We start from the raw sequence: 17,009 nt of genomic DNA, 5'->3' as shown, positions 1-17,009 counted from the left end.
CCGGCGGCGGGTGTGCGGGTGAACCGCCGGGCCGCCGCGGCCCCGCGGGGCGTACCGCCCGGCACCCGGCACGGGGGACAAGGAAGAATCGGGGCACCTGTAGGAAGCGCCGCAGGAAGCCGGCCCCCGCTGAGGAGAGAACGTGACGGGATTCGTCGAAAAGCCCGAGCCCGCCCAGGTCCCGGGCCTGGTGCACCTGCACACGGGCAAGGTGCGCGACCTCTACCGGAACGAGGACGGCGACCTGGTGATGGTCGCCACCGACCGGCTGTCCGCCTTCGACTGGGTGCTGCCCACCCTCATCCCGGACAAGGGCCGCGTCCTCACCCGGCTGTCCCTGTGGTGGTTCGAGCAGTTGGAGGACCTGCTGCCCAACCATGTGATCAGCACCGACGTGCCCGCGGGCGCCCCCGCGGACTGGGCGGGCCGCACCATGATCTGCCGCTCCCTGCGGATGCTGCCCGTCGAGTGCGTGGCCCGCGGCTACCTGGCCGGATCCGGGCTGGCGGAGTACGAGGAGTCCCGCACCGTCTGCGGGCTCGCCCTGCCGGACGGCCTGGAGAACGGCTCCGAGCTGCCCGGTTCGCTCTTCACCCCGGCCACCAAGGCGGCCGTGGGCGAGCACGACGAGAACGTCGCCTACGAGGAGGTGGCCCGCCGGCTCGGCCCCGAGACCGCCGCCGCGCTGCGGCAGTGCACCCTCGCCGCGTACGACCGCGCCCGCGACATCGCCCGCGAGCGGGGCATCATCCTGGCCGACACCAAGTTCGAGTTCGGCTGGGACGACAACCGCACCGAGGACGGCGAACCGGTGCTCACCCTCGCCGACGAGGTCCTCACCCCCGACTCGTCCCGCTTCTGGCCCGCCGACCAGTGGCAGCCAGGACGCTCCCAGCCCTCGTTCGACAAGCAGTACGTCCGCGACTGGCTGGTCTCCGCGGAGTCCGGCTGGGACCGCACCTCCGAGCAGCCGCCGCCCGCGCTGCCCGAGGCCGTCGTCGAGGCCACTCGCACCCGCTACATCGAGGCGTACGAACGCCTCACGGGCGTCCCCTGGAGCTGACCCCCGACGCCCCGGGCCCCCGCGCCGCTCCGGAGGCGCCGCCCTCGGAGCGGCGCCCCCTCCCGGGCACGGCGGCCCCTTCTCGGAGCGGTGGCCGCCGACGGTGGTCCGCATGTCGCCGGACGGCTCGCGGAATGCCGCGGCTCATGACGAAAGCGCCCCTCCGGTCTCAAGAGGGCCGGGCAGGGGCGCTTCCGTCATGTCCGCGAGCCGCAGCTAGTCGCGGGTCGCCCCCTCGGGCCACACCACGTCGACGGGCACGCCGGTACGCCGGGCGTAGTCGACAACGTCGGCCGTCCCTCCGTAGCCGCGGGCCGGCTGCCCGTCCCACACGGCGACAAGCCGGTCGACCAGACCGACGAGAATCTCGCTGCCGGTCATGTGGGCCTGCGAAGTCGATTCGCCCATGCCGGTGTGGTGCACCTCGGCCGCTCGCGCGAGCAACTCGTCGTACGCGGCGTGGTGCGACCCGGGCAGCCCCTCGCGGTACTGTTCGGCAGGTACGACCACCTCGATCCGGCCCCCGCTGTCGAGCACTGCCTCGGCGAACCACGTGTCGGGCCCGTCCGCGAGGCAACTCACACCGATCAGCTCGGTGGGGTCGTACTTCCGCAGCTCTGCATCGAGGGCGTCGCGAACCGTCCGCTCGACCTCGGCGGACAGCCCACGGTGCCCGGTGATCCCCAGACGCACAGTCCATACCCCTCTCCGTTACAGGAACACGCCGTGCAGACGGTCGTCGAAGTCGCGCACGACTTTGGGGGGCGTGGGGCCGGAGTACGAGCGGCGCACGGCTCGTGCCCGTTCCACGATGCGCCCCGACTTGTAGCGCAGCCCCACTTCGAGTGCCCGTGCAGCCATGGTGAATGCACCGTCGAGGCGCCCGGCCGCGACATGGCCCGAGGCCATGTCGAGTTGGAGCAGTGCCCGTTGCTTTTCGTGACCCGTGTTCATGACCGCGGATGTCGAGTCCTGCTCACGGGCGATCCACCGGGGCAACCCGAGCCGTGCCCCGCACGACACCCGAGTCGCCGCGACCTTGGTCTCGGTGAACGAGAACACCCACGGCCATGGTGGCGCATCCTCCTGTTCGATCTGCTGAGCTCGACGAGCTGCTGCTCGCAGCGCCTGATCGGCCGAGCCCTCGGCACCGGCCGCAGCGTGGGCGAGGGCCTCGACAGCGGACAGCCACGCGTCGGCAATGGCAGGCATATTCGGCCCGAGCTGGTTGCGCGCGGACTGGATGAGACCGAGCCCCTGCGCCGCATTCCCTGAGTGCGCTTCGAACTGCGCCAGACTCCCCAGTTGGTACGCGGCAAGCAGCGGGTTGGCTGCACGCCGGGCGGCCTTGATCGACGCGCCGTACCAGGTGCGGGCCGACCCGTTGTCACCCATGTCCCAGTGCAACCACCCTGCGAGACTGGCGACTTCACTGCCGACGGCTGAGAGCCTCGTCCGCTCGGCTTCGCTCTCGGCGTTCTGAGCGATCGACTGTGTCAGCTTCAGGTGTGACAGCACCGTGTCGACAAGCTGCCGGGACGGCGTTGTGCCGTCGAGACGCCGGAATGCGGTGGTGGCCACGCGAAGGGTGGCCGCTTGCCCGGTCCTGGCGGCGTGCGCCTGCTGCGTGGGCGCCATGGAGAACGCCGGCGCCGCGGCGACCGCCGCGACCCCACCAAGAAAGTTGCGCCGTTCCACATCGGTTCCGTTTCCATCCCCCCGTGCGACGATCGCCGCTGTGTGGTCGGCCATGCCGACGAGGTGCGGGGGGATCTGAAGTTGGGCTGCCACCAGTGAAAGCTGAGCTGTGTCGTACGATCCCGCGCCCCTCCCCTCAAGGCGCGAGATCGCGGATTGGCTCATCCCGCAGGCTTCCCCGAGCTGCCCTTGCGAAAGGTTGGCTGCGGTCCGGGCGCGTTTCACCACCCGGCCGTAGTCGCCTGCTCGTGCAGCGTCGCGAATCGCTTGCTCGGACCAATTCACAGGAATCCTTCTCCCCTCTTGCTACGGGGCGTGGGCCCGGGGGGCGGCACCGCTATGCGCTGTGCGAATCGCCGTATGCAGCCTGCGGGTAGTTCGTGGCCCGTACAGGATGCCCGGGGTTGAGTGACCGTACTACCTGTGACCGGGAGGGCACGTATGGTCGACAAGGGGCAGGGCACGCGGCAACTCACCACGAGCCTCGATCAGCCGCGAGAGCTTCAGCCGCGAGAGCTGGTGTTGCCGGGCGTACCGCAATCAGCCCGTGAGGCACGTCAGTTCGCCCGTGAATACGTGATGCGGACTGAGCCGACCGCGTCCGACGACTACGTCGACGCGATCGTGTTGGCCACGAGTGAACTCGTCACCAACAGCATTCGCCACGGCACCGAACCCGGGGACTCTCTCGCGCTCAAGCTGCACACCCGCCACGGCCGCACGCGAGTCGAAGTTCGCGATCCGGTGCGCCGACGCCCACGCCTGCGCCCCGAATCACACACACGTGAGGGCGGCCGTGGGCTGGTGATCCTCGACGGACTGTGCCACTGGGGCGTTGATGATGCCCCGCTCGGAAAGGTCGTGTGGGCCGAGGTGATCGCGAAGTGAGGGGCATCGCACCTGGACCGCTCCGGGGGACTGCTCCGGCCCCTTGTAGGAATCTCACAGGATGTCGAAGGTCACAGAACCGGCGAGGCCCCCTGAGGACGGCCATCCAGGGGGTGGGCAACCATGTGGAGACGCGTACGGCCCCGGTCGGATGACCGGGGCCGTACGGCTGTCTGCCGAGCGGACGACGAGGCTCGAACTCGCGACCTCAACCTTGGCAAGGTTGCGCTCTACCAACTGAGCTACGTCCGCACACTCCGCGCCGACCCGCAGGGGCCGCCGTGGTGCGGGGCCCAGTATAGCCGGACCGGGTGCGGGGCCGGACCGTGTCCCGCGGGGTTCAGATCCAGCCTCGCGCGCGGGCCGTCCGGGCCGCCGCGTGCCGGTTCTCGGCACCCAGTTTCGCGGCGGCGGCCGACAGGTAGTTGCGGACGGTTCCCTGGGTCAGCGACGCCTGCTCGGCGATCCGGGCGATCGGTGCCCCGTCCGCGGCCAGTTCCAGCAACTCGGCCTCCCGCGCCGACAGCGGCGAGTCCCCGGCGCTGATGGCGTCGGCGGCCAACTCGGGATCCACGTACCGGCTGCCGCCGTGCACGCTGCGGATGATCTCCGCGAGCTGTTGGGCGGACGCCGTCTTGGGGACGAAGCCGCGGACACCTGCCGCCAGCGCCCGCTTGAGGTGCCCCGGACGGCTGTGGCTGGTGACGATCATCGTCCGGCAGTCCGGCACCGACTCCCGCAGCGTGGCCGCGACCCGCAGCCCGTCGGTGCCCGGCATCTGCAGATCGAGCACGGCCACGTCCGGGCGGTGCGCCCGGGCCATGGCCAGCGCCTCGGGCCCGGAGGCCGCCTCGGCGACGATGACCAGATCGTCCTCCAGCGCCAGCAGGGCGGCCAGCGCGCCCCGGATCAGATGCTCGTCGTCGGCCAGCAGCACTCGGACGGCGTCCCCGCCGGACGCCGCCGGCACCGCGCCGGTCTCCTCACCCATCGTTCTCCCCTCTCGCCGGACCGGTTCCCTCGCCGACCGCGGCGGGGGCGAACCCGGCCGCCCTCGCCCCCGCCTCCTCCGGCGTCGGTCCGGCGCCCGGGCCTCCGGGGGCGCCGGAGCTGCCGGAGCCGTCGGCGTCGTCGGAGCCGTCCGGGGCTCCCGGCGGCGGTTGCGGACGCCGGGGACCGGATGCCGGGATCTCGGCCCGCAGCCGGAAGACCCGCGCCGTCTCGTCGCGCTCCGCGGTCAGCGTGCCGTCCACGGCGGCCAGCCGTTCGCGCAGGCCGGTGAGGCCGCTGCCGCCGTCGGCCGGGTCCGGCCGCAGCCCGTCGTTCTCCATCACCAGCGCCGTGGCGCCCGCCGCGTCGCGGGTGAGCCGGATCACGCAACAGCTCGCCTCCGCGTGCCGCAGCACGTTGGTGGCCCCCTCGCGGACCACCCAGCCCAGCGCCGCCTGCGCGCCGGACGCCAGGCCCGGCTGCGCGGATTCGATACGGCAGTCGACTCCCGCGGCCCGCAGCACCGCGCGCGCCCCGGCCAGTTCCGTCTCCAGCCCCGTCTCGCGGTAGCCGCGGACGACGGCGCGCACCTCGGTCTGCGCCTGGCGCGCGAGCTCCTGCACCTCCCGCATCTGCTCGGCGGCCGACGCGGCGCCCCGGTGGGCGAGCTGGGTGGCCAGTTCGCTCTTCAACGCGATGACCGACAGGTTGCGGCCCATCACGTCGTGCAGGTCGCGGCTGAAGCGCAGCCGCTCCTCCGCGACCGCGAGCCGCGACTGCGTCTCCCGCGCCTCGTCGAGCTCCCGCATCACTGCCAGGTACCAGGCCGAGCAGCGCGGCGAGAAGATCCCGACCAGCCCGCCGACCGCCAGGACGAACAGCGTGCCGAGCAGCGTCGGCCAGGTCGTCCCGACCGCGGCGAACGCGGCGGTGACCAGCACGCAGCCCCCGGCGGTCACGGCCGCCGAGCGGCGGCGCGACACGGTGAGCCCGTAGACACCCGTCAGGCTCGGCAGCCCGGCGAACAGCGCCATCGTGGGCGCGGGATTGTCGTTCGCCACCCAGCCCTGTGCGATCAGGACCGTGACCAGTGCCGTCGTGAGCAGGAACGTGACGAGTCCGGCGACCAGCAATCGGCGGGGCGGTGCCTGCCCGGTGCCCAGGTAGGTGTCGATACCGCGCCGCAGGCCACGCACTCCGAGCAGGCACTGGAGCAGCCCCAGCACGACGACGGCCCCTTCCAGGACCGCCGCCGGGGGCGGTCCGGCCACCTGCACCGCGAACTGCGGCATGCCGCTCACGTAGAAGATCCAGGGGGAGAGCAGCAGCAGCCAGTACGTCGAGACCTCGACCTGCTGCAGCTTGCTGCGCCGCTGCCACTTCCGCCGTTTCTCCCGGCCCCAGTGGATCATCGGTGGCCCGCCTCCCGTTCCGGCGCGCCCCTCCCGTTCCGGCGCGCTCCGGCCACCGTATGCGGCGCGGCACCCGACCGGGGAGGCCGACCGCGAGCAGCGGCCGCCCCCGGCCCCGGCCGGCGCCCCCGATCGGGCCCGGGGGCGTGCCGCCGAGGGGCGGCCGGTCAGCGGCGGGGCTCCCACCGGAACCGCTTGCGCACCGCGTATCCGCCCAGCGCCGTCCAGGCCACCGCGACCGCGAGCGCCCGCAGCGTCTCCGGACCGCTGAGCTGCTCCGTCCAGCCGCTCCGCAGCAGGTCCATGACCGGCGTCATCGGCAGCCAGCGGCAGAACTCGGCGAGCCGGTCGGGGTAGATCTCCAGCGGGATGAAGAGCCCGGATCCCGCGAACGTCGCCAGCATCAGCGGCATCGGGGTGAGCTGCGCCAGTTCGGTGGTGCGGGTGAAGGCCGAGGAGGCGGCGGCCAGCGTCGCCATCAGCAGCATGCCGAGCAGCAGCCCGGCCGCCAGCAGATCCGGCCGGGGCGGTGCCCCCACGTCCAGCAGCACGGCCCCGCCCGTCAGCAGCAGCACCGACTGGACGATCCCGATGGTGACGGACGGCAGCGCCGCAGCGCCCAGGATCTCCAGGTCGTCCGCCTCCCCGGTGCGCAGCCGCTTGAGCACCAGTTCCTCGCGGCGGCCCACGTAGACGCCCACGAGATTGCTGTAGACGGCGAACAGCAGCACCATGCCCACCGCGCCCGGCAGCACGGTAGTGCCCACCGAGAGCCCGGTGCCGGACAGGTCGGCCTGGTCGGCGGTGGACTTCAGGGAGAAGGCCATCACGGTCGGCAGCAGCAGCGCGATGAACAGCGCGGACCGGTTCCGCACCAGCAACGTCAGCTCCGCGCGGGCCAGTGCCCGCACCCGGCGTGCCGACAGCCCGCGCCATGCCGCTGCACGGGTGTTCCGTACCGGCTTCCCGGCCGGTGCCGTGGTCGTCGTCCCGCTCATGCCCGAACCCCCGTCCTCGCCCCGGCCCCGGTACCGGCGCCGGTCGTCGTGCCCGTTCCCTTGCCCACTCCGGCGCCCGTGCCCGTGCCCGTGCCGGGCCCGGTGCCGGGTCCCGGTCGATCCGGGCCGGATTCCGGCCGGTTGCCCGCCTCGGCGATCTCCAGGAACGCCTCCTCGAGCGAGGCCGACCGCGCCTGCAGCCCCTCCAGCACGATGCCGGACTCGCGGGCCCAGACCAGCAGCTCGGTCAGTGCCCACTGCAGCTCGTGCGTCCGCACCGCCACCGTCCGGCCGTCCACGGCGGCCGGTACGTTCAACGGCAGCCGCTCGGGGAGGACGTCGCGGGGGAGGCGGAAGGTGATCCGCGAGGGGCGCTCGGCCACCACCTGTTCGGGGGTTCCCGAGGCCACGATCCGTCCGGCCTGCATGATCGCCAGCCGGTCCGCGAGCTGCTCGGCCTCCTCCAGATAGTGGGTGGTCAGCAGCACCGTCGTGCCCTCGGCCCGCAGATTCCGCACCAACTCGGCGGTGTCCCGGCGCCCTTCGGGGTCCATGCCGGTGGTCGGCTCGTCCAGGAAGAGCACCTCGGGACGTCCGGTCAGCGCCAGGGCCAGATCCAGCCGGCGCCGTTCGCCGCCGGAGAGCTGTTTGACCCGTACGCCGGCCCGGCCGCCGAGCCCGACGATCTCCAGTGCCTCCTGCGGCGGCCGGGCCTCGCTGGTGACGCCGGCCCACATCGTCGCGGTCTCCGCGACGGTGAGTTCGGAGGGGAAGCCGCCTTCCTGGAGCATCACCCCGGTGCGGGGGCGGACGAAGCCGCGTTCACCGTACGGGTCGAATCCCAGCACCCGTACGGTTCCGGCGCTGGGGCGTGCCAGCCCCTCCAGCACTTCCACGGTGGAGGTCTTGCCGGCCCCGTTGGTGCCCAGCAGTGCGAAGATCTCCCCCTCCCGCACCGAGAACGACACGTCCCGTACGGCCTCGAATCCTTGCCCGGTCGCGCCGGTGCGGCGCCCGGCGGTGGCCCGGCCCGCGTAGCGGCGCTTGAGTCCTTCGACCTCGATCGCGTCCATGCCTCCAGGTTTCCGCCGGTCAGGAGCTGCGGGCAGTGCACGCGGTCATGGGTGTGGATGACGAATGTCATCGGAGGTCGGCTGAGGTCGGCGGAGGTCGGTGCCGCGGGCCGGACACGGGGAGGCGAGGAATCGCGCGGCGGGGAACCGCGACACGAGGAACCCTGAGACGGGGAACCCCGAGACGAGGGAACGAGGAGACGGGGAGACGAGGACGCGAGGGGGCGCGAGCACGAGAAACGGCCCCGGTCCGAAGACCGGGGCCGTTCCTTACCGAAGTGAGCGGACGACGAGGCTCGAACTCGCGACCTCAACCTTGGCAAGGTTGCGCTCTACCAACTGAGCTACGTCCGCATTGCCTCCACCCGGCTTTCACCGAGTGGTGCGACCAATACTCTACCTGATCGTTTCCGACCGGAGGTCCGTACTGGAGAGCGGGTGACAGGAATCGCACACTGCGCCTCCCTCTTGGAAAGAGGGCGCTCTACTACTGAGCTACACCCGCACGCTTGCTTGAGGTCTTCCCTTGGGGGCTTCCCTCGCGGCGTGCCTTGACTCTAGCCGATCACCCGGGGTCCCTGGCAAGTCGAGCCCCGAACCGGCCCGTTCCGGTCCGTCACGCCCATGGCGGACACTCCGGACCGCCTCCCCGCTCCTCGGGCGGCCGGTGGCGCGGGGAGCGGGTGCGCCGCGGGTGCCGCCGGGCGGGGGAGGGCCGCCGCGAGCAGAGCAGGAGGGAACGGGAACGGGAACGGGAGGGGGGCGGAGCGGCCCGGGGCGGTCGCCGGGTCAGCTCGCGGCGCGGAACGCCTCGTAGACCTTCTTCGGGATGCGCCCGCGCGCGGGGACGTCGAACCCGTTGGACTCCGCCCAGGCCCGCACGGCGCGCGGGTCGGGGTCGATCGACGTCCGGCGGTAGGTCTTGCCGGACCGCGCCCGCTTGCGGCCGGCCTCCACGAAGGGGGCCAGCTCGGTGCGCAGCTGCTTCGCGTTCTCGGTGTTCAGGTCGATCTCGTACGTCTTGCCGTCGAGGCCGAAGGAGACCGTCTCCGCGGCTTCTCCGCCGTCGATGTCGTCGGAGAGCATGACCACTACGCGCTGTGCCACGGGATATCGGTCCTTCCTGCAGGATCACGAAAGGGGGTCACCCGGCATTGCGGCTTCCTCGGCAAGCCCCCGCCGATCGGCGGGTACGCAGGGCGAACCCGAGTAGGAGACGGGTTCATATTCAACTGTGTGCGACGCTTCGACACCGGAGTGCAAAGGGCGCACAAAGATTGCGGCCCACGGAATTAGTTCCGCTTCCGGCCGCAATCGGGACCCTACTTTTTTCCCGCCGTTTTTCCCAGTGCTTCGGGAAGTCCCGGTGCGGCAGTCCAGGATATCAACGCGCGTAGATTCTGGCGCCGGGTACGCTGGCCAGCGCAGCGCCCCGCTAAGCACTAGGAGTACCTGTGGCTCGCGTCGTCGTCGACGTCATGCTGAAGCCGGAGATCCTCGACCCCCAGGGACAGGCGGTGCAGCGCGCACTGCCCCGGCTGGGTTTCGAGGGCATCTCCGATGTCCGCCAGGGCAAGCGCTTCGAACTCGAAGTGGAGGGCCCCGTCGACGCGGCCGCCCTCGCCCGCATACACGAACTCGCCGAGACGTTCCTCGCCAACACCGTGATCGAGGACTTCACCGTCCGCGTCCAGGACGCGGACGGCAGCGAGCGCCCGGCCGGTGACGGGAGCCCGCACGGCGGGAACACCGGGAACGCGACCTCCGAAGGAGCAGTGGCGTGACCACCCGTATCGGCGTCGTCACCTTCCCGGGCTCCCTCGACGACAGCGACGCGCGCCGCGCCGTGCGGATCGCCGGCGCGGAACCCGTCGCCCTCTGGCACCGCGACGGGGACCTGCGCCGGCAGCAGGTGGACGCGGTCGTACTGCCGGGCGGATTCTCCTACGGCGACTATCTGCGGTGCGGCGCAATTGCCCGCTTCTCCCCCATCATGGAGGCGGTTGTCGAACAGGCGAAGGCCGGAATGCCGGTACTCGGCATCTGCAACGGTTTCCAGGTCCTGTGTGAAACCCATCTCCTCCCGGGCGCGTTGACGCGCAATGATCATCTGCACTTCGTCTGCCGGGACCAGCGGCTCCGTGTCGAGAACGCGGAGACCGTGTGGACCGCGGACTACGCAGGCGGCCAGGAGATCGTCGTTCCGCTGAAGAACGGCGAGGGCGGCTACGTCGCCGACGAGCGCACCCTGGACGAACTGGAGGGGGAGGGCCGGGTCGTCGTCCGCTACCTCGGCGGCAACCCCAACGGCTCGCGCCGGGACATCGCCGGAATCACCAACGGGGCCGGGAACGTGGTCGGCCTCATGCCGCATCCCGAGCACGCGGTCGAGGCCCTCACGGGGCCGACGACCGACGGGCTCGGATTCTTCACCTCGGCCTTGAAGAAGCTGGTCGCCTCATGAGCTCCCACCCCCTCGACACCGTCAAGCACGCCGAACAGACCCCCGACACCGCGCTCCCGTGGGCGGAACTCGGCCTCAAGGAGGACGAGTACGACCGCGTCCGGGAGATCCTCGGCCGCCGTCCCACCGGTGCCGAGCTGGCCATGTACTCCGTGATGTGGTCCGAGCACTGCTCCTACAAGAGCAGCAAGGTGCATCTGCGGCAGTTCGGCGAGAAGGCCCCGACCGAGGGCCCGGGCGCCGAGGCGATGCTCGTCGGCATCGGCGAGCAGGCCGGTGTGGTGGACGTCGGCCAGGGCTACGCGGTCACCTTCAAGGTCGAGTCGCACAACCACCCCTCCTACGTCGAGCCGTACCAGGGCGCGGCCACCGGCATCGGCGGCATCGTCCGCGACATCATCGCCATGGGCGCCCGCCCGGTCGCGGTGATGGACCCGCTGCGGTTCGGCGCCGCCGAGCACCCCGACACCAAGCGGGTGCTGCCGGGGGTCGTCGCCGGGATCGGCGGCTACGGCAACTGCCTGGGCCTGCCCAACATCGGCGGCGAGGTCGTCTTCGACCCCTGCTACCAGGGGAACCCGCTGGTCAACGCCTTGTGCGTCGGGGTGATGAAGCACGAGGACATCCATCTGGCCAAGGCCGCGGGCACCGGCAACAAGGTCGTCCTCTACGGTGCGCGGACCGGCGGCGACGGCATCGGCGGCGCCTCCATCCTCGCCTCCGAGACCTTCGACGCGGAGAAGCCCAGCAAGCGCCCCGCCGTGCAGGTCGGCGACCCCTTCCAGGAGAAGCTGCTCATCGAGTGCACCCTGGAGGCGTTCCACGCCGACCTGGTCGTCGGCATCCAGGACCTGGGCGCGGCGGGCCTCTCCTGCGCCACCAGCGAGCTGGCCTCCAACGGCTCCGGCGGTATGCAGGTCGAACTCGACACCGTGCCGCTGCGCGACTCCTCGCTCTCCCCCGAGGAGATCCTGATGTCGGAGTCCCAGGAGAGGATGTGCGCGGTCGTCGAGCCCGACAAGGTCGACCGCTTCCTGGAGATCTGTGAGAAGTGGGAGGTCACCGCGACTGTCGTCGGGGAGGTGACCGACGGCGACCGGCTGGAGATCTTCTGGCACGGCGAGAAGATCGTCGACGTCGACCCGCGCACGGTCGCGCACGAGGGCCCCGTCTACGAGCGCCCCTACGCGCGCCCCGACTGGCAGGACGCGCTGCAGGCCGACGACCCGGCCGAGCTGCCCCGTCCGGCGAACGGCGAGGAGCTGCGGGCCGCCGCGCTCGCTCTGGCCGGCTCCCCGAACCAGGCCGCGAAGTCCTGGATCACCGACCAGTACGACCGCTACGTCCTCGGCGACACGGTGCTGGCGCAGCCCGAGGACAGCGGCATGATCCGGATCGACGCGGAGACGGGCCTGGGCGTCGCCGTCGCCACCGACGGCAACGGCCGGTACGCCAAGCTCGACCCCTACGAGGGTGCGCGGCTGGCGCTCGCCGAGTCGTACCGCAACGTCGCCGCCACCGGCGCGCGCCCGCTGGCGGTCACCGACTGCCTCAACTTCGGCTCCCCCGAGGACCCGGCCGCGATGTGGCAGTTCGCCGAGGCGTGCCGCGGGCTCGCGGACGCCTGCCGGGAGCTGGGCACCCCGGTCACCGGCGGCAACGTCTCGCTGTACAACCAGACCGGCGAGGCCGCCATCCACCCGACCCCGGTGGTCGGCGTGCTGGGCGTCATCGACGACGTCGCCCGGCGCACCCCGATGGCGTTCCGCGACGAGGGCCACCTCGTCTACCTGCTCGGCGACACGCGCGAGGAGTTCGGCGGTTCGGCCTGGTCCCAGGTCGCGCACGGCCATCTGGGCGGCCGCCCGCCGCGGGCCGACCTGGAGCGGGAGCGACTGCTGGCGGAGATCCTCATCTCCGCGTCCCGCGACGGCATGGTCGACGCGGCGCACGACGTCTCGGACGGCGGTGTCGTCCAGGCTCTGGCCGAGTCCTGCCTCAAGGGCGGCAAGGGTGCGCGGATCGTCGTCCCGGACGGGCTCGACCCCTTCGTCTTCCTCTTCTCGGAGTCGCAGGGGCGGGCGCTGGTGGCCGTGCCGCGCAGCGAGGAGGTCCGGTTCACCGACATGTGCGCGGCGCGCGGGCTGCCCGCGGCGCGCATCGGCGTGGTGGACGGGGAGGCGCTGGAGGTCCAGGGCCAGTTCTCGCTCCCGCTGGCGGAGCTGCGGCGGCACCACGAGGGCACGATCCCGGAGCTCTTCGGCTGACCGGTCCCCTTCCGGGCCGTCCGGTTCCGGGCCCGCTCCGACGGGACCCCATTCCGGACCCGCTCCGACCGGACCCTCCGGACCCGGTTCCGGGCCCGCTCCGACGGGACCCGGCCCTGTTCCCGGTCCCGGCCCGCGCCCTCCCGCGCCCTCCGCAGGGCGGGAGGGCGCGGGAGCGCGCGGCCCGCTAATCTCACGCGTATGCCGCCCGCCCGACGCACCGCCCCGACCGGAAGAGACCGGCGCACCTACGACCCGAACCGCGTCCGCACGGCGCTCATCAACCAGGTCGAGTCCGTGGCCGACGCCGCGCACCGCCTGGCGCCGGAGCAGCACGCCCTGCCGTCCGGGCTGCCCGGCTGGGATGTGCATCATCTGCTCGTCCACATCGCCCGGCAGATCGACTCGGTGCCGCGCCTGCTGGGCAGGCCGGGGACGGAGGTCTCGGGCCGGGCTCCGCAGGTCACCCCGTCCCGGTGGGCCCTCGCGGCGGCGACCCGCGCCCAGGTGCTGGACGAGGAGACCCGTGCGGAGGCGGCGGCCTCGCCCGACGGTCCGGACCGCATCGACCGGGCGGTCGCCGACCTGGAGCCGGTCCTGGAGTCCTGCGTGCGTGAGGACCTGCTGGTCCCGCACGCCTTCGGCACGATGCGGATGCTGGACTACACCGTGACCCGGCTGGTGGAGCTGGTGGTGCACAGCGACGACCTGGCCCGGGCCACCGGGCTGCGGATCGCGCTGGACCGGCAGGCGACGGCGGCCGCGGTCCGGCTGCTCGCGGACGCGCTGGCGGCCAAGGAGCCGGGCGCCTCGGTGGAGGTGCGGATTCCGCCGTTCGCCGTCGTCCAGGCCGTCGAGGGCCCCCGGCACACCCGCGGCACCCCGCCGAACGTCGTGGAGAGCGACCCGCTGACCTGGCTCCGGCTGGCCACCGGCCGGGTCGCCTGGGCCGAGGCGCTGGCCGGCCCGAAGCTGACCGCGAGCGGCGCGCGGGCCGATCTGTCGCCGGTGCTGCCGGTACTGGGCTGAAGGTCACAGGTCCCGGGTTCGGCGCAGCGGGCGGCTGGCCGTAGACTCGAAGCGTGCCACGTGGTGACGGAAAGCTCAGCCACGACCTCCTCCCCGGTGAGAAGGGCCCTCAGGACGCATGCGGCGTCTTCGGGGTCTGGGCGCCGGGGGAAGAGGTCGCGAAGCTCACGTATTTCGGCCTGTACGCCCTGCAACACCGCGGTCAGGAGTCCGCGGGCATCGCAGTGAGCAACGGTTCCCAGATCCTGGTCTTCAAGGACATGGGCCTGGTCTCACAGGTCTTCGACGAAACCTCCCTCGGATCCCTGCGCGGCCACATCGCCGTGGGTCACGCGCGCTACTCGACGACAGGCGCCTCGGTCTGGGAGAACGCCCAGCCCACGTTCCGCGCCACCGCCCACGGCTCGATAGCCCTGGGTCACAACGGCAACCTGGTCAACACGGCGCGGCTGGCGGAGCTGGTCGCCGAGCAGGCCGACGTGCCGGGCGGCCGGGCCACCCAGGTGGCGGCCACCAACGACACCGACCTGGTCACCGCGCTGCTCGCGGGCCAGACCGACGGGGACGGCAAGCCGCTCACCGTCGAGGAGGCGGCGCCGCAGGTGCTGCCGCAGGTCAGGGGCGCGTTCTCGATGGTCTTCATGGACGAGGACACGCTCTACGCGGCCCGGGACCCGCAGGGCATCCGGCCGCTGGTGCTCGGCCGCCTGGAGCGCGGCTGGGTGGTGGCCAGCGAGACCTCGGCGCTGGACATCGTCGGCGCCAGCTTCATCCGGGAGATCGAGCCGGGCGAACTGGTCGCCATCGACGAGGACGGGCTGCGCAGCCAGCGGTTCGCCGAAGCAAAGCCGAAGGGCTGTGTCTTCGAGTACGTCTACCTGGCCCGCCCGGACACCGACATCGCGGGCCGGAACGTGTACCTCTCCCGGGTGGAGATGGGCCGCAAGCTCGCCGGCGAGGCTCCGGCCGACGCCGACCTGGTGATAGCGACCCCGGAGTCCGGCACTCCCGCCGCGATCGGCTACGCGGAGGCCAGCGGTATCCCCTACGGCTCCGGCCTGGTCAAGAACAGCTACGTGGGCCGTACCTTCATCCAGCCCTCGCAGACCATCCGCCAGCTCGGCATCCGCCTCAAGCTGAACCCGCTCCGGGAGGTCATCCGGGGCAAGCGGCTGGTCGTCGTGGACGACTCGATCGTCCGCGGCAACACGCAGCGCGCCCTGGTGCGGATGCTGCGCGAGGCCGGGGCGACCGAGGTGCATGTGCGGATCTCCTCGCCGCCGATCAAGTGGCCGTGCTTCTTCGGCATCGACTTCGCCACCCGCGCCGAACTGATCGCCAACGGGCTGTCGACCGACGAGATCGGCAAGTCGCTGGGGGCGGACTCGCTCTCCTACATCTCCACCGACGGGATGATCGAGGCGACGACGATCCCCAAGGACCAGCTCTGCCGGGCCTGCTTCGACGGGGAGTACCCCATGGAGCTGCCCGACCCCGAGCTGCTGGGCAAGCATCTGCTCGAGACCGAGACGGGCTCCGACGTCGACGGCGTCAACACCCTCGCCGCGGGTGTGGGTGCCGCGGACGCGCTGAAGCGCCCCTAGTCCTGCGCGCCGCTCCCGCCCGCACCGTGCGTACCCCGCCCCGTCCAGCCGCGTCCCGCCGCCCGCTGCCCGCAGCGCCGCGGGGCGCGGGTGCGGCGGGGCACCGGCCCCGCGGCGCTGCGGCGGGCCCGCTGCGCCGGTCCTGCTCCCCCCTCCGCACCCACACACGAGAGACGTACCGATGACACACAGCGAAGGCGTCAGCTATGCCGCCGCCGGCGTCGACATCGAGGCCGGCGACCGTGCCGTGACGCTCATGAAGGAGTGGGTCGCCAAGACCCGGCGCCCCGAGTCGATCGGCGCGCTCGGCGGCTTCGCGGGCCTCTTCGACGCCTCCCGGCTCAAGGGCTACACGCGCCCGCTGCTCGCGTCGGCCACCGACGGCGTCGGCACCAAGGTCGCCATCGCTCAGCGCATGGACGTGCACGACACGATCGGCCACGACCTCGTGGCGATGGTCGTGGACGACCTGGTCGTCTGCGGTGCCGAGCCGCTGTTCATGACGGACTACATCTGCGTGGGCAAGGTCGTCCCCGAGCGGGTGGCGCACCTCGTCAAGGGGATCGCCGAGGGCTGCGTCCTGGCGGGCTGCTCGCTGGTGGGCGGTGAGACGGCGGAGCACCCGGGGCTGCTGGGACCGGACGAGTACGACGTGGCGGGTGCGGGCACCGGCGTCGTGGAGGCCGATGCGCTGCTGGGGCCCGATCGCATCCGTACGGGGGACGTGGTGGTCGCCATGGCCTCCTCCGGGCTTCACTCGAACGGGTACTCGCTGGTGCGGCACGTGGTCTTCGACCGTGCCGGATGGGAGCTGGACCGGTATGTGCCCGAGTTCGGCCGGACTCTGGGCGAGGAGCTGCTGGAGCCGACGAAGATCTATTCGCTGGACTGCCTGGAGCTGACCCGGACCACCGAGGTGCACGCGTTCTCGCACGTCACCGGGGGCGGGCTGGCCAGCAACCTGGCGCGGGTCGTTCCTGAGGGGCTGCACGCCGCCGTGGACCGCTCGACCTGGACCCCCGGTGCGGTGTTCGACGTGGTCGCCGGAGCCGGCGGGGTGGCGCGGCCCGAGCTGGAGAAGACCCTGAACATGGGCGTCGGCATGATCGCCGTCGTGCCCCGGGCTTCGGTGGACAGCACTCTGGTGACGCTGGCCGACCGGGGCGTGGACGCCTGGGTGGCGGGGGAGATCACCGAGCGCGGGGACCGTACGGAAGCGGTCACCCTCACGGGTGACTATGCGCGCTGAGCGCTACCGGGTGCACCGTGTGCGGCCTCCGGCGCCGACGGCCGGGGCCGTACGACCGTCCGTGCGGCCCGCGGGTTCCGTGCGGCACGGGCAGGCGGCGGAACGCCACGGGCAGGCGGCGGAACGCGCCGCCGCGCCGTTGCCGGGGACGTGCCCGCCGCCGGGAGTCCGCCGTCGGACGGCGGCGACCGCGCCGCCGGTGCCCCGCCGGGTGTGCGGCTGTGCCGTGTCACGGGGCCGCAGCGCACGCCAGAACCCGGCCCGGCGGCTGCCG

Annotated in this window: 15 protein-coding genes and 3 tRNA genes; 8 read left to right on the top strand and 10 right to left on the bottom strand. The window is 72.2% G+C overall.

Features of this window, described 5'->3' with window-relative positions:
* Window positions 1–142 precede the first annotated feature (142 nt).
* Complete coding sequence (locus BMX65_RS04975) at window positions 143–1,063, top strand: phosphoribosylaminoimidazolesuccinocarboxamide synthase (RefSeq protein WP_074998921.1); 921 nt, start codon at window positions 143–145, stop codon at window positions 1,061–1,063.
* Between the two features lie 216 nt (window positions 1,064–1,279).
* Here the strand turns inward: BMX65_RS04975 and BMX65_RS04970 are convergent, their stop codons facing one another.
* Window positions 1,280–1,756, bottom strand: coding sequence for a hypothetical protein (locus BMX65_RS04970; RefSeq protein ID WP_177214193.1), 477 nt, complete (start codon window positions 1,754–1,756; stop codon window positions 1,280–1,282).
* Between the two features lie 18 nt (window positions 1,757–1,774).
* The gene (locus tag BMX65_RS04965; protein ID WP_074998920.1) at window positions 1,775–3,046 is read right to left on the bottom strand and encodes a helix-turn-helix domain-containing protein; all 1,272 of its coding nucleotides are present in this window, start codon (window positions 3,044–3,046) and stop codon (window positions 1,775–1,777) included.
* A 156-nt stretch (window positions 3,047–3,202) separates the two neighbouring features.
* On the opposite strand from BMX65_RS04965, the gene BMX65_RS04960 reads away from it, so the two are divergent.
* The gene (locus BMX65_RS04960; RefSeq protein WP_074998919.1) at window positions 3,203–3,649 is read left to right on the top strand and encodes an ATP-binding protein; all 447 of its coding nucleotides are present in this window, start codon (window positions 3,203–3,205) and stop codon (window positions 3,647–3,649) included.
* 179 nt (window positions 3,650–3,828) lie between these two features.
* Here the strand turns inward: BMX65_RS04960 and BMX65_RS04955 are convergent.
* From BMX65_RS04955 to BMX65_RS04920, 8 genes are all read right to left on the bottom strand, one after another.
* Window positions 3,829–3,901 (bottom strand) — tRNA-Gly (locus tag BMX65_RS04955).
* An 88-nt stretch (window positions 3,902–3,989) separates the two neighbouring features.
* On the bottom strand, window positions 3,990–4,640 hold the full coding sequence (locus BMX65_RS04950; protein WP_074998918.1) for a response regulator transcription factor: 651 nt from the start codon (window positions 4,638–4,640) through the stop codon (window positions 3,990–3,992).
* Complete coding sequence (locus BMX65_RS04945; protein WP_074998917.1) at window positions 4,633–6,051, bottom strand: sensor histidine kinase; 1,419 nt, start codon at window positions 6,049–6,051, stop codon at window positions 4,633–4,635. The genes BMX65_RS04950 and BMX65_RS04945 overlap by 8 nt, the downstream gene beginning before the upstream one ends.
* 167 nt (window positions 6,052–6,218) lie before the next feature.
* The gene (locus tag BMX65_RS04940; protein WP_177214192.1) at window positions 6,219–7,049 is read right to left on the bottom strand and encodes an ABC transporter permease; all 831 of its coding nucleotides are present in this window, start codon (window positions 7,047–7,049) and stop codon (window positions 6,219–6,221) included.
* Window positions 7,046–8,122, bottom strand: a complete 1,077-nt coding sequence (locus BMX65_RS04935; RefSeq protein WP_074998916.1) for an ABC transporter ATP-binding protein — start codon at window positions 8,120–8,122, stop codon at window positions 7,046–7,048. Before BMX65_RS04935 ends, BMX65_RS04940 begins: the two co-directional genes overlap by 4 nt.
* A gap of 281 nt (window positions 8,123–8,403) precedes the next feature.
* A tRNA-Gly gene (locus BMX65_RS04930) sits at window positions 8,404–8,476 on the bottom strand.
* Between the two features lie 79 nt (window positions 8,477–8,555).
* A tRNA-Gly gene (locus BMX65_RS04925) sits at window positions 8,556–8,627 on the bottom strand.
* A 284-nt stretch (window positions 8,628–8,911) separates the two neighbouring features.
* Entirely contained in the window at window positions 8,912–9,229 is a 318-nt protein-coding gene (locus BMX65_RS04920) for a histone-like nucleoid-structuring protein Lsr2 (RefSeq protein ID WP_074998915.1), read from the bottom strand.
* Window positions 9,230–9,576: 347 nt separating this feature from the next.
* Between BMX65_RS04920 and purS the strand changes: the two genes are divergently transcribed.
* The 6 genes from purS (at window position 9,577) to purM (ending at window position 16,735) form a co-directional block, all read left to right on the top strand.
* A complete protein-coding gene (gene purS / locus BMX65_RS04915; RefSeq protein WP_074998914.1) occupies window positions 9,577–9,906 on the top strand; it encodes a phosphoribosylformylglycinamidine synthase subunit PurS in 330 nt (109 codons plus the stop codon).
* Window positions 9,903–10,586, top strand: coding sequence for a phosphoribosylformylglycinamidine synthase subunit PurQ (gene purQ, locus BMX65_RS04910; protein WP_074998913.1), 684 nt, complete (start codon window positions 9,903–9,905; stop codon window positions 10,584–10,586). Before purS ends, purQ begins: the two co-directional genes overlap by 4 nt.
* Window positions 10,583–12,853 carry a phosphoribosylformylglycinamidine synthase subunit PurL gene (purL, locus tag BMX65_RS04905; RefSeq protein ID WP_074998912.1) on the top strand — a complete coding sequence of 757 codons (2,271 nt, stop codon included), beginning with the start codon at window positions 10,583–10,585 and terminating at the stop codon, window positions 12,851–12,853. The genes purQ and purL overlap by 4 nt, the downstream gene beginning before the upstream one ends.
* 201 nt (window positions 12,854–13,054) lie before the next feature.
* Entirely contained in the window at window positions 13,055–13,882 is an 828-nt protein-coding gene (locus tag BMX65_RS04900) for a maleylpyruvate isomerase family mycothiol-dependent enzyme (RefSeq protein WP_074998911.1), read from the top strand.
* Between the two features lie 53 nt (window positions 13,883–13,935).
* Window positions 13,936–15,486 (top strand): amidophosphoribosyltransferase, encoded by a 1,551-nt coding sequence (gene purF, locus BMX65_RS04895; protein ID WP_074998910.1) that lies wholly within the window; start codon window positions 13,936–13,938, stop codon window positions 15,484–15,486.
* Window positions 15,487–15,667: 181 nt separating this feature from the next.
* On the top strand, window positions 15,668–16,735 hold the full coding sequence (gene purM, locus BMX65_RS04890) for a phosphoribosylformylglycinamidine cyclo-ligase (RefSeq protein WP_074998909.1): 1,068 nt from the start codon (window positions 15,668–15,670) through the stop codon (window positions 16,733–16,735).
* Window positions 16,736–17,009: the final 274 nt, after the last annotated feature.

It is taken from the genome of Streptomyces qinglanensis, from assembly GCF_900111245.1.
GTDB classification, from domain to species: domain Bacteria; phylum Actinomycetota; class Actinomycetes; order Streptomycetales; family Streptomycetaceae; genus Streptomyces; species Streptomyces qinglanensis.
The sequence above is the reverse complement of the archived record's forward strand: the minus strand, read 5'-3'. Positions and strand labels throughout refer to the sequence as shown.

Coding starts and splice junctions, on each gene's coding strand:
- purL (WP_074998912.1), top strand. CDS start 10,583: ATGAGCTCCCACCCCCTCGACACCGTCAAGCACGCCGAACAGACCCCC.
- BMX65_RS04935 (WP_074998916.1), bottom strand. CDS start 8,122: ATGGACGCGATCGAGGTCGAAGGACTCAAGCGCCGCTACGCGGGCCGG.
- BMX65_RS04960 (WP_074998919.1), top strand. CDS start 3,203: ATGGTCGACAAGGGGCAGGGCACGCGGCAACTCACCACGAGCCTCGAT.
- BMX65_RS04950 (WP_074998918.1), bottom strand. CDS start 4,640: ATGGGTGAGGAGACCGGCGCGGTGCCGGCGGCGTCCGGCGGGGACGCC.
- BMX65_RS04940 (WP_177214192.1), bottom strand. CDS start 7,049: ATGAGCGGGACGACGACCACGGCACCGGCCGGGAAGCCGGTACGGAAC.
- purM (WP_074998909.1), top strand. CDS start 15,668: ATGACACACAGCGAAGGCGTCAGCTATGCCGCCGCCGGCGTCGACATC.
- BMX65_RS04945 (WP_074998917.1), bottom strand. CDS start 6,051: ATGATCCACTGGGGCCGGGAGAAACGGCGGAAGTGGCAGCGGCGCAGC.
- BMX65_RS04900 (WP_074998911.1), top strand. CDS start 13,055: ATGCCGCCCGCCCGACGCACCGCCCCGACCGGAAGAGACCGGCGCACC.